The organism is Variovorax sp. 05L425 (assembly GCF_056397705.1).
This window is the reverse complement of record NZ_JBFTNY010000029.1, coordinates 1-12,930: the sequence shown is the minus strand read 5'-3', so window position 1 is coordinate 12,930 and position 12,930 is coordinate 1. Positions and strand designations below refer to the sequence as shown.

The 12,930-nt window shown below is 65.2% G+C and carries 6 protein-coding genes; all 6 read left to right on the top strand.

Annotated features, from left to right (window positions below; genetic code table 11):
• The first annotated feature begins 2 nt into the window (after positions 1-2).
• Positions 3-1,697: an MFS transporter gene (locus AC1DN9_RS25550; RefSeq protein ID WP_478104666.1), complete on the top strand. Its 1,695-nt coding sequence runs from the start codon at positions 3-5 to the stop codon at positions 1,695-1,697.
• A gap of 217 nt (positions 1,698-1,914) precedes the next feature.
• Complete coding sequence (locus AC1DN9_RS25545) at positions 1,915-3,267, top strand: substrate-binding protein (RefSeq protein WP_478104665.1); 1,353 nt, start codon at positions 1,915-1,917, stop codon at positions 3,265-3,267.
• Positions 3,268-3,270: 3 nt separating this feature from the next.
• Positions 3,271-4,146 (top strand): branched-chain amino acid ABC transporter permease, encoded by an 876-nt coding sequence (locus tag AC1DN9_RS25540; protein WP_478104663.1) that lies wholly within the window; start codon positions 3,271-3,273, stop codon positions 4,144-4,146.
• On the top strand, positions 4,146-5,990 hold the full coding sequence (locus AC1DN9_RS25535; protein WP_478104662.1) for a branched-chain amino acid ABC transporter ATP-binding protein/permease: 1,845 nt from the start codon (positions 4,146-4,148) through the stop codon (positions 5,988-5,990). The genes AC1DN9_RS25540 and AC1DN9_RS25535 overlap by 1 nt, the downstream gene beginning before the upstream one ends.
• A gap of 58 nt (positions 5,991-6,048) precedes the next feature.
• A complete protein-coding gene (locus AC1DN9_RS25530) occupies positions 6,049-6,747 on the top strand; it encodes an ABC transporter ATP-binding protein (RefSeq protein WP_478104661.1) in 699 nt (232 codons plus the stop codon).
• Positions 6,748-6,941: 194 nt separating this feature from the next.
• Positions 6,942-12,758, top strand: a complete 5,817-nt coding sequence (gene uvrA, locus AC1DN9_RS25525) for an excinuclease ABC subunit UvrA (protein ID WP_478104660.1) — start codon at positions 6,942-6,944, stop codon at positions 12,756-12,758.
• The last annotated feature ends 172 nt before the right edge of the window (positions 12,759-12,930 follow it).

Genomic DNA, 12,930 nt, shown 5'->3' with positions numbered 1-12,930 from the left:
ACATGTCAGCCACACTAGATTCAAGGGGAGCGCCGCACAGCGCCCCCCGACCGATGACCGCCGAGGAGAAGAAGGTCATCTTCGCCTCCTCGCTGGGCACGGTGTTCGAGTGGTACGACTTCTATCTCTATGGCTCGCTCGCGGCGATCATCGCCAAGCAGTTCTTCAGCGGTCTCGAAGCGGGCGCGGCCTTCATCTTTGCGCTGCTGGCCTTTGCGGCGGGCTTCCTGGTGCGTCCCTTCGGCGCCATCGTGTTCGGCCGGCTCGGCGACATGATCGGCCGCAAGTACACCTTCCTGGTCACCATCCTGATCATGGGCCTGTCGACCTTCATCGTCGGTCTGTTGCCCAGCTACGCCACCATCGGCGTCGCGGCACCCGTGATCCTCATCGCGTTGCGCATGCTGCAGGGCCTCGCGCTCGGCGGCGAGTACGGCGGTGCCGCCACCTATGTGGCCGAGCACTCGCCGCACGGCAAGCGCGGCGCCTACACCTCGTGGATTCAGACCACCGCCACGCTCGGCCTGTTCCTGAGCCTGGTGGTCATCCTCGGCGTGCGTGAAGGCGTGGGCGAGGCCGCCTTCGCCGATTGGGCATGGCGCATTCCGTTCCTGGTGTCGATTGCACTGCTCGCCGTGTCGGTCTGGATCCGGCTGTCGCTGTCGGAGTCGCCGGCGTTCCAGAAGATGAAGGCCGAGGGCAAGACCTCGAAGGCGCCGCTGGCCGAATCCTTCGGCCAGTGGAAGAACCTGAAGATCGTGATCCTGGCGCTGATCGGCCTGACGGCCGGCCAGGCGGTGGTCTGGTATTCGGGCCAGTTCTACGCGCTCTTCTTCCTGACGCAGCAGCTCAAGGTCGACGGCACCACCGCGAACCTGATGATCGGCCTCGCACTGCTGATCGGCACGCCCTTCTTCGTCGTGTTCGGCGCGCTCTCCGACAAGATCGGCCGCAAGCCGATCATCATGGCCGGCTGCCTGCTGGCCGTCGTGACCTACTTCCCGGTCTTCAAGATGCTGACCGAAGCCGCCAACCCTGACCTGGCGAGGGCACAGGCCACCGCCGGCGTGACGGTGACTGCAGATCCGCGGTCCTGCTCATTCCAGGGTAATCCCGTGGCGCGTGAGATTGATTTCAGCAGTTCCTGCGACATTGCCAAGCGCTTCCTGGTGCAGAACTCGGTGAGCTACGAGCGCATCGATGGCCCCGCCGGCTCGCCCGCCGTGGTCAAGATCGGCGAGGTGGCGATCACCGCGCCGGCCGGCAACGTGGTCAACCACAAATTCGATGAGGCATCGAGCAAGGAAATCGCAGCGTTCAAGAAGTCGGTCGCCGACGGGCTCAAGGCCGCCGGCTACCCGAGCAAGGCCGACCCGGCGAAGATGAACAAGGTCCTGACCGTCGCGCTGCTGTTCTGGCTGGTGCTGCTGGTGACGATGGTCTACGGCCCGATCGCCGCGATGCTGGTCGAACTGTTCCCGACACGCATCCGCTACACCTCGATGAGCCTGCCGTACCACATCGGCAACGGCTGGTTCGGCGGCCTGCTGCCGACCACTGCGTTCGCGATCGTGGCCAGCACGGGCAACATGTACAACGGCCTGTGGTATCCGATCATCATCGCCGCCGTGACGCTGGTCGTGGGCACGATCTTCATCCGCGAGACGAAGGACGTGGATATTTACGCCAACGATTGATCGGCGCTCCACGAGGGTTTCGGCCCCCGGTTCAACAAAGGGGCTTCGTACTGTTGCGGTACGAGGCCCTTTCTGTCGGCACGACTGTGGAGCATGTTTCAGTGAGGGTATTCGCCGACGTCGGATATATCACGTTCAGATACATTGGATCAAAGTCCATTTGATCCAAATTCAAATCGGACTTCCGTGGTCATGGCCCAACCAGCAGGAGATCGCAATGCAGTACGACAAGAAAGCCCCCCCCTTCTCGCCGAGCCGGCGGGAATTCGTCCGCATCGGCGCGGCCGCTGCCGGTTTGGTCGCTTTACCCGGAGTCATTGAAACCGCATGGGCGGACGACAAGGCACCCATCGGCACGTGGCCCGCGGGTACGTCGGGCGACTCCGTGTTCATCGGCATCAGCGTCCCGCGCACGGGCACCTACGCCCTGCAGGGCGAGGACGAATTGAAGGGCTATCAGCTCGCCATCGAACATATCAACGCGGGTCACCCGCTCATCAAGGCCATTTCGCCCAAGACAACAAAAGGTGTGTTGGGCAAGAAGCTTGTCTACGGCGTTGCAGACTCTGCCGCCAAGCCGAACGACGCGGTGCAGGCGCAGCAGCGCTTCATCACCGAGAACAAGGCCATCATGATCACCGGCGGCACCTCCAGCGCCGTGGCGGTCGCACTCAACAAGCTGGCGCAGCGCGAGAAGGTGCTTTTCGTCTGCGGCATCTCGGGCTCGAATGACACCACCGGCAAGGACTGCGTGCGCTACGGCGTGCGCCAGAACTTCTACGGTGAGACTGCCGCCAACGCCATCGGGCCAGCGCTGCTCAAGGCTTACGGCAAGAACAAGAAGGCCGCCTTCATGACGCCGGACTACACGTACGGCCACACGGTCACGAAATCGGTGAACGACTTTCTCACCGAGAACGGCGGGTGGCAGATGGTGACCAATCAGGTCTCGCCGCTCGGCGCGCCCGACTACAGCTCCTATCTCACGAACATCGCCAACTCCGGCGCCGAATTCCTCATCAACGTGAACTGGGGCCACGACGCGGTGCTCTCCACTCAGCAGGCGAAGCAATTCGGACTCCTGCCGAAGATGAAATTGGTGATTCCCTACCAAATCCCTTTCTTGGCTCGCGAGGTCGGCGCCGAAACGACGGAAGGCGTCTTCGCCGCGACGGACTTCTGGTGGACGCTCGAAGACAAGTACCCGCTCGCCAAGATGTTCGTGCAGGAGTTCGAGAAGAAGTACGGCTACAAGCCCGAGTGGGGCGCCGAGAACGCGTACATGGAGTTCGCCCTGTGGGCCGAGGCCGTGGAGCATGCAGGCACGTTCTACCCGCCGGATGTCATCAAGTCGTACGAAACCCCGCGCAAGCTTCAGTCTTTGGTGGGCGAGGTGAGCTGGCGGCCCGAAGACCACCAGTTGGTGCGACCGGTGGTCATCGTGCGCGGCAAGAAGCCCAGCGCGATGCGCAACAAGGAAGATTTCTGGGAAGTCGTTGAAGTGGTGCCGGGCGCGGGGCTGATGCAGAAGCCCGACGCCTTCGGTTGCAACCTTGGCTCATACAGCTGATCAGTGATCACCTGGACGAACTTCCTCTCACAGCTTTTCAACGGGCTCGCCCTGGGGGCCCTGCTGGCGCTGATCAGTTCGGGCCTCACCATCATCTACGGGACGCTTGGCGTGCTGAATCTCGCGCACGGCGCGATGTTCATGTTGGGTGGCTACGCGGGCTATGCGGCGTTCCAGGCCACGGGCTCCTTTCTCGTGGCACTTGCGGCCGGCACCTTGGCTGTCGGACTGCTTGGCCTCGTGATGGAGCGCGTGATCATCCGCCACTTCTACGCTCGGCCCGATGAGGATCAACTGCTGGTGACCTTCGGCCTGTCGATCTGCCTGGTGGAAGCCGTGCGGCTCATCTTTTCCAGCCAGTCGCTCACCGTGCCGCCTCCGCTTGCGCTCACCGGCATCACTTCGCTCGGCGTGATGATGTATCCCACGTACCGCCTGGCGGTGGTCGGCATCTGCGCCCTCGCGCTGCTCGCACTCTACGTGCTGCTCTATCGCACGCGCCTCGGGATGATCGTGCGCGCCGGCATCGACGACGCCGTGATGGTCGACTCGCTCGGCATCAACGTCTATCGCGTCTTCATGGTCGTCTTCGGCATCGGCGCGATGGCCGCGGGTTTCGCCGGCATCGTCAATGCGCCCGTGGTCTCGCTGACGCCGGAAGTGGGCGAAGCGATCCTCGTGCAAACCTTTGTGGTTGTCGTCATTGGCGGGGTCGGCTCCTTTCCGGGGGCAGTGCTCGGCGGGCTCATCGCGGGCCAGATCATCAGCCTCACATCGATGGTCAATCCGGGTTACGCGTACGTGATGCTGTTTGTCGCGATGACGCTCGTGCTGCTCGTGCGTCCCCGGGGCCTGCTCGGCGTTCAGGGGCGCGTGTGATGGCCCGCATCCGCCGCCTCCGGTTCCTGCTTCTGGCGGCGGCTTGCCTCATCGCCGCTCCCTTTGTCCTTCCGTACCTCAACGCCGCGCCGAACACGGTCAACCGCATCCTGGTGTGGGGTCTGTTCGGGCTTGGCTTCGACATCCTCTTCGGTTTCACAGGCCTGCTGTCGTTCGGGCAATCGGCGTTCTATGGCACGGGCGGCTTCGTCGCAGCCTACCTGCTCACGCGCGCGGGGTTTCCACATGTGATCACGGCGCTCGTGATCGGCATGGTGGTAGCAGCGATCGTCGGATGGCTCGTCGGCATGCTCGCCTTGCGGCGCACGGGCATCTACTTCGCGATGATCACGGTGGCGATCGGGGAGATCTTTTTCTTCGTGGAATTCAACCCGCTTGCCGACTGGACCGGCGGTGAGAACGGCCTGCCTGGTGTACCGACGCCGAGCATCGATCTCGGCTTCACGACCTTGAACTTCACCTCGGGCTGGTCGCTGTACCCGTTCCTCGCGTTCTGCTACTTCGTCGGTCTCGTGCTGGCGCTGCGCATCGTGCGCTCACCGGTCGGCGCCGTTCTCGCGGCGATCCGCGAGAACCCCCTGCGCGCGGCAGCAGTCGGGCACAACGTGCAGGCATACAAGCTCACGGCCTTCGTCATCGCGGCCGCATACGCAGGGTTTGCGGGTGGTCTGCTCGGTGCGCTGCAAGGCTTCATGCCGCCCGACGCTTTCATGTTCGCCACTTCCGGCCAGCTCATCATCCAGACGGCCATCGGCGGGAGCGGCACCTTGATCGGTCCGCTCGTGGGCGCTGCCGTGTGGCTGTTCCTGCAGGACTTCCTGCAAGCCACGTTGAACCTCGGCGCCGCATGGAAACTCGTGCTGGGCCTGGTCTTTGTTCTTCTGGTGTGCTTCCTGCGCCAAGGGATCATTGGCGGACTGCGGGAGGTGTACCGGAGGGCGACCGGTGGCCGCGCCGCGGAGGCTCACGCGCCGATGATTGAAACGTCGCTCCCATCGAACGCCGATCCCGCCGATGCGGCGGAGCATGCCACGCATCACGCCGATGCGGCCCACTCCGGTCCCGTATTGCAAGTGATAGGTCTGACCAAGCACTACGGCGGCGTGATCGCCAACGAGGGAATCGACTTCACCGTGAATGCCGGCGAGCTGCGTGGAATCATCGGTCCGAATGGCGCCGGCAAATCGACCTTCTTCAAGATGCTCACCTGCGAAGTGCCGCCCACCGCTGGCCGGATCATGTTCGAAGGGCGCGACATCACGGGCATGCGCGTGACCGAGGTATGCCAACTCGGCTTGACGAAGAGCTACCAGGTCAATCAGCTGTTCAATCGCCTCACCGTGCGCGAGAACGTGACGATCGCCGCGCTCGCCGAGCTGCGCGGGAAGTTCAAGCTGGATCTGCTGCGCCCCGTCGGGAAGGTGCAAGGCCTGCAGGAACAGGTCGAGCGCACGCTGCGCCTGATCAGGCTCGAAGGCCGCGCGGATGCCTCGGTTTCACAGCTCGCCTACGGCGAGAAACGCCGGCTGGAGATCGGGCTGGCGCTCGCCTCCTCACCCAGTCTGCTGCTTCTCGACGAGCCGCTTGCAGGCATGAGTCCGAGCGAGCGCCTCGAGACCGTGTCGCTGCTCAAGTCGATCGCCAAGGGCCGCACGCTGGTGATCATCGATCACGACATGGATGCGCTGTTCGAGCTTGCCGAGCGCATCACCGTCTTGCAGGAAGGCAAACTGCTCGTCGAGGGCACGCCCGAAGAGGTCAAGGGCAATGGGCGGGTCCAGGAGGCCTATCTGGGCGGTGTCCACGAGGCGGTTGCAGCATGAGCCGGAGGATCGCTCCTCAGGGTGGTGGGTCCGTAGAGCGCAGCGCAGGGGTTCTTCAGTGAGTCTTCTCGAAGTCCACGGCCTCAACAGCTACTACGGGGATTCGCACATCCTCTTCGACGTGGCGCTTCGCGTCGAGAAGAACGAGGTCGTCGCCTTGCTCGGGCGCAATGGCGCTGGCAAGAGCACCACCCTCAAGAGCCTGATGGGTGTCGTCACGCCGCGCGCGGGCTCGGTGAAGCTCGACGGTATCGAGCTCGCAGGCCGGAAGAGCCACGCCATCGCGCGCTGCGGCATGCAGCTCGTGCATGAAGAGCGACGGATCTTCGGTAGCTTGAACGTCGAGGAAAACCTCATCCTTGCGGGATTGACGGCAAAGGGCCGCTGGCCGCTCGCGCGCATCTACGAGATGTTTCCGCGCCTGAAGGAAAGGCGGGAAAGCCGCGGCACCGATCTCTCCGGCGGGGAGCAGCAGATGCTCGCCATCGGGCGAGCCCTGATCCGCGATCCGAAGATCATCCTGCTGGATGAGCCGTTCGAAGGTTTGGCCCCGGTCATCGTGCGCGATCTCATGGAGGCCTGCCGGGAACTTGCCGCTGCGGGGCAGACCATCGTCCTCGTCGAGCAGAACCTCGCCGCCACGCTCGCCCTCGCCCAGCGCGTGTACATCATCAACAACGGCCACATGGCCTATGAAGGCTCCGCGCAGGATCTGAAGGCCCAACCCGCGATTCTGCAGCGCCATCTGGGCGTCTGAACCGCCAAGGATGCGGTGGTCGCGCGACCGACAACCCGGCGCAACTTGAGCCTTTCCGGCCAATGTATCCACGCGTAAACGCCGATTGCGGGGAGTCCGCCTCGTAATCCCCTGCAAAGCCGACAACCATGCGCCGGGGCCAACGCAAGTTGGCCGGTCTTCCTAGAATGTCTGCCCTATCCCGCAAGGCATTCATGACACAGGGCTCCATCCGGATTCGCGGTGCACGTCAGCACAATCTCCAGAATCTCGACCTCGACATCCGCACCGGCGAGATGACGGTGGTCACCGGCCCGAGCGGTTCGGGCAAGTCGAGCCTGGTGTTCGACACGCTTTACGCCGAGGGCCAGCGCCGCTACGTGGAGACTTTCTCGGCCTACGCGCGGCAGTTCCTCGACCGCATGGACAAGCCGGCCGTCGACAAGGTCGAAGGCGTGCCGCCCGCCATTGCGATCGACCAGACGAATCCGGTGCGTTCCTCGCGCTCGACCGTCGGCACGATGACGGAACTCAACGACCACCTGAAGCTGCTCTTCGCGCGCGCGGCGCAGCTTTTCGACCGTCAGACCGCGTTGCCGGTGCGGCACGATTCACCTGATTCGATCTACGTCGAACTGGTCTCGCGCGCCACCGCAGCGGGCGATCCGCGCGTGGTGCTGACTTTTCCGGTCGAACTGCCGGCCGGCACCAGCGCGGACGAAGTGACGCAATGGCTGTCCGCCAGCGGCTTCACGCGGGTGCAGGCCGAGCGGGACGTCGCGACACCGACCGGGCCGCGCAAGGTGCTCGACGTGGTGGCCGATCGCTTCCGCGTGGCCGGCGCCGAAAGGGCGCGCGTGGTGGAAGCGATCGAGGTGGCGCTCAAGCGCGGCAGCGGACGGCTGACGGTCTACGCGCTGTCGGCGGAAGAGGGTGCGGACCCGGACATCTGGAAGTTCTCGACCGGCCTGCATTGCCCCGAGAGCGACATCCGCTACACCGACCCGATCCCGTCGAAATTCTCTTTCAACTCCGCAGTGGGCGCGTGCGAGACCTGCCGTGGCTTCGGCCGGGTGATCGGTGTCGATCTCGGCCTCGTGATCCCGAACGACAAGCTCACGCTGCGCGCCGGTGCGATCAAGACCATCCAGACCCCCGCCTGGAAAGAAGCACAGGACGACCTCATGCGCCACGCCGAAGTCGCCGGCATTCCACGCGACACGCCGTGGAACAAGCTGACCGACGAGCAGAAGCATTGGGTGATCGAAGGCACCCCCAACTACAAGGAAGGCAACTGGAACAAGCAGTGGTATGGCGTGCGCCGCTTCTTCGCCTACCTGGAGAGCAAGGCCTACAAGATGCACATCCGCGTGCTCTTGTCGAAGTACCGCAGCTACACGCCATGTCCGACCTGCGCGGGCGCGCGGCTCAAGCTCGAAAGCCTGCTGTGGCGCATCGGCAGCAAGCAGGATGCCGACGCCGTGCTCGACCCGGCGAAGCGCTTCATGCCGGTGGGCGCCAAATGGTCGCGGGAGCAGCTGGAAGCGCTGCCCGGCCTCTGCCTGCACGACCTGATGCTGCTGCCCATCGAGCGGCTGCGGCGCTTCTTCGACGGGATCGAGAGCCACGGCAGCGGAGCCACCGCGAACGAAGGCGATGTGCAGGCGCTCAAGCTGCTGTTCGAAGAGATCACGACGCGGCTGCGCTACCTGCACGATGTCGGCATCGGCTATCTCACGCTCGACCGGCAAAGCCGCACGCTGAGCGGCGGCGAGGTGCAGCGCATCAACCTCACGACCGCGCTCGGCACGTCGCTGGTCAACACACTCTTCGTGCTCGACGAGCCCAGTATCGGGCTGCATCCGCGCGACATGAACCGCATCACCGAAGCCATGCTGCGCTTGCGCGACGCGGGCAACACGCTGGTGGTGGTCGAGCACGACCCGGCCGTCATGCTGGCCGCCGACCGCGTGATCGACATGGGCCCCGGCCCCGGCGTGCGCGGCGGACAGGTGGTGTTCGACGGCAGCACCGACGCGCTGCGCGACGCCGAGACGCTGACCGGCCAGTACCTCGGCGGACGCAAGCAGATCGGCATGGGTTTCCGCCGCATGGTGAGCGAGAACACGCCGCGCCTCATCCTGGAAGGCGTGCGCGAGCACAACCTGCAGAACGTGACGGTCGAGTTGCCGCTGTCGCGGCTGGTGTGCATCACCGGCGTGAGCGGATCGGGCAAGTCGACGCTGGTGCAGGATGTGCTCGCACCGGCGCTGATGCGGCATTTCGGCAGGGCGACTGAATCGCCGGGCGCGCATGACCGTCTGCTGGGCGCCGATCACCTGAGCGATGTGGTCTTCGTCGACCAGTCGCCGATCGGCAAGACCGCGCGTTCCAATCCTGCGAGCTACGTGGGCGCGTGGGACGCGATTCGCGAAATCTTCGCCACGGCTGCGCTGTCGCGGCAGCGTGGCTACACCGCGTCCAAGTTCAGCTTCAACAGCGGTGACGGGCGTTGCCCGACCTGCGGCGGCTCGGGTTTCGAGCACGTCGAGATGCAGTTTCTCTCCGACGTCTACCTGCGCTGCCCCGATTGCGACGGCAAGCGTTATCGCCCCGAGATTCTCGAAGTGAAGATCGAGCGCGCGGGCCGCAGCGTCAACGTGGCGGACGTGCTCGACCTCACTGTCGCCGAAGCTACAGCGGCTTTCGAGGCCGATCGCGACGTGCTGCGCATGCTGCAACCCATCGTCGACGTGGGGCTCGACTACGTGAAGCTCGGCCAGCCGGTGCCCACGCTCAGCGGCGGCGAGGCGCAGCGCCTCAAGCTGGCGGGCTTCCTGGCCGAGGCGGCAAAGAACGGCAGCGCCAGCAAGCAACCGCTGGCGCGCAAGGGCACGCTGTTCCTCTTCGACGAACCGACCACCGGCCTGCACTTCGACGACATTGCGCGGCTGATGCGCGCGTTGCGCAAGCTGCTCGATGCCGGGCATTCGCTCGTCGTGATCGAGCACAACCTCGACGTGATCCGCGCCAGCGACTGGCTGATCGACCTGGGCCCCGAAGGCGGGGAGGGTGGCGGGCAGATCGTGGCTGTCGGCACGCCGGAGCAGGTGCGCGAGAACCGCGCGTCCCTCACCGGCGCAGCGTTGGCGGACTACGAACTCGCAATCGGCCCCGGTGCCTACAAGGTGGCGGAACGCGCGGCGCGGTCCTACGCTGCACGTGCGCAACCGACGGCGGGGCGCGACGCGATCCAGATCGTCAATGCGCGCGAGCACAACCTCAAGCATCTTTCGGTCGACATCCCGCGCGGCAAGTTCAGCGTGGTGACCGGCGTGAGCGGCTCGGGCAAGTCCACCCTGGCCTTCGACATCCTTTTCAATGAGGGGCAGCGGCGTTACCTCGAATCTCTGAACGCCTATGCGCGCAGCATCGTGCAGCCGGCCGGCCGGCCGGAAGTGGATGCGGTGTACGGCATTCCGCCGACCGTTGCGATCGAACAGCGGCTGTCGCGCGGTGGCCGCAAGAGCACGGTGGGCACGACCACCGAGGTGTGGCATTTCCTGCGGCTGCTGTACGTCAAGCTCGGTATCCAGCATTGCATCCACGAAGGCGCTGCCGTTCAGCCGCAGACGCCCGACAGCATCGCGGCGCAACTTCTGAAGAACTTCAAGGGCCAGCACATCGGCCTGCTGGCGCCGCTGGTAAGCAACCGCAAGGGTGTCTACACCGAACTGGCCGACTGGGCGCGGCCGCGCGGCTACACCCACCTGCGGGTCGACGGCGAGTTCTTGCCGACGACGAATTTCCCGCGCATCGATCGCTTCAAGGAGCACAGCATCGAGCTGCCGGTGGCGAGCCTCGATGTGCTGCCCGCGCAGGAAACCGAGCTGAGGCAAGCGCTGACGCGCGCGCTGGAACACGGCAAGGGCGTGGTGCATGTGCTGAGCGATCTCACCGGTCTGCGCGGCGCGATGATGGCCGGCGCGCCGACCGTCGGCATCGGGCGTGCGCATGTGTTCTCGACGCTGCGCGCGTGCCCGGTGTGCAGCACCAGCTATGCGGAGCTCGATCCGCGCCTGTTCTCGTACAACAGCAAGCATGGCTGGTGTCCCGACTGCGTGGGCACCGGCGTCAAGCTCACGAAGGAGCAGCGCAAGGTCTACGACGATTCGGTGATGGCCGATGACCAGAAGGGGCGCGAGCAGACCTTCGCCGAGCCGGAGGCCGAGGATGTCGGCGACGTGGTGTGCCCGACCTGCCAAGGCACGCGGCTCAATGCGACGGCGCGCGCCGTGAGTTTCGGGACATCGGATGCGGGCGGCAACGGCGGCATCGGCATCACCGAACTGGCGCGCATGAGCGTGAGCGACATCCGCGTGTGGTTCGAAGGCTTGCGGTTGGTTGGCCGCGAAGCCGAGATCGCGCGCGACCTTGTGCCCGAGATCAAGAGTCGTCTCGAATTCCTCGAAGAGGTTGGGCTGGGCTATCTCACGCTGGACCGTGGCGCGCCGACCCTGAGCGGTGGCGAGGCCCAGCGCATTCGACTTGCCGCGCAACTCGGCAGCAACCTGCAAGGCGTCTGCTACGTGCTGGACGAACCGACCATTGGCCTGCATGCGCGGGACAACCAGATCCTGCTGGACGCGCTCCACAAGCTGGGCGACAAGGGCAACACGCTGGTGGTGGTGGAGCATGACGAGGACACCATCCGCCGTGCCGATCACATCATCGACATCGGTCCGAGCGCGGGCAAGCGCGGCGGGCGACTGGTGGCGGAGGGCACGGTTTCCGATATTCAGGGTGCGATCGATTCACAGACGGGCCGCTATCTGCGCGATGCGATCAAGCATCCTTTGCAGGCGCGGCGTCCGGTGCCTGCGCCTGAACCGGGAGCGCCGGGCTGGCTCACGGTGGGCGGCGCCGATCTTCACAACCTGCAGGACGTGACGGTGTCATTGCCCTTGCATCGGCTTGTGGCGGTGACTGGCGTCAGCGGCTCCGGCAAGTCGACGCTGGCGCGTGACGTGCTGCTGGCCAACGTGTATGCGGTGGTGGTTCAACGCATGACCAAGGCGGGCCGCGATGCTGACGCCGCCGGCAAGCACCCTGCCTGGGCCGGGTGCAGTGCGGTCGAAGGCTACGAGACGATCGACCGCGTGCTGGAGGTCGACCAGACGCCCATCGGCAAGACGCCGCGCAGTTGCCCGGCGACCTACATTGGCTTCTGGGACACGATCCGCAAGCTGTTTGCCGACACGCTCGAAGCCAAGGCGCGCGGCTACGGGCCGGCGCGCTTCAGCTTCAACACGGGCGAGGGCCGCTGCCCCGGCTGCGACGGCGCGGGCGTGCGCACCATCGAGATGAGCTTCCTTCCGGACGTGAAGGTGCCGTGCGAGGTCTGCCATGGCGCGCGCTTCAATCCCGAGACGCTGGCGGTGAGCTGGCGCGGAAAGAGCATTGGCGATGTGTTGCAGATGGAGGTGGATGAGGCGGTCGAGTTCTTCGCGTCGATGCCCAACATCAGCCATCCGCTGCAGTTGCTCAAGGATGTGGGGCTGGGCTATCTCACCCTGGGTCAGCCTTCACCGACGCTCTCCGGAGGAGAGGCGCAGCGTATCAAGCTGGTGACCGAACTCAGCAAGGTTCGGGACGATGTCACGCGGCGCGGCAACAAGGCGCCGCATACGCTGTATGTGCTCGACGAGCCGACGGTGGGGTTGCACATGGCGGATGTGGAGAAGCTGATCCATGTGCTGCACCGGTTGGTGAACGGCGGTCACAGTGTGGTCGTGATCGAGCATGACCTGGACGTGATCGCCGAAGCTGATTGGCTGATCGATCTCGGTCCCGAAGGTGGCAATTCCGGTGGGCGTGTGGTGGCTGCCGCACCGCCGGAAGAAGTGGTGCGGCTGGGCACGCACACGGGGGTTGCGCTTGCGCCGGTGCTGGCGCGGTCGCGCGAGAAGCACGTGGTGTTGACCTTGCCCGTGCAGGACGCGCAGCCCGCGGCGGTGCGGCGCGAGGCTTGATGGTGAGTTGTTCCGGTGGGGGGCCGCCCGGTATGCGGTGCGGGCTGTGCGACCCCGCTGCGCCGGCCCTTCGGGCTTCCCTGCAGTGCTCGCCTCAGGCGGGGTCCGCGTGAAACTCGCTTCGCTCAGACACACGCGGCCCTGATCCGCCTGAGGCTGCGCGCTTCGGCGG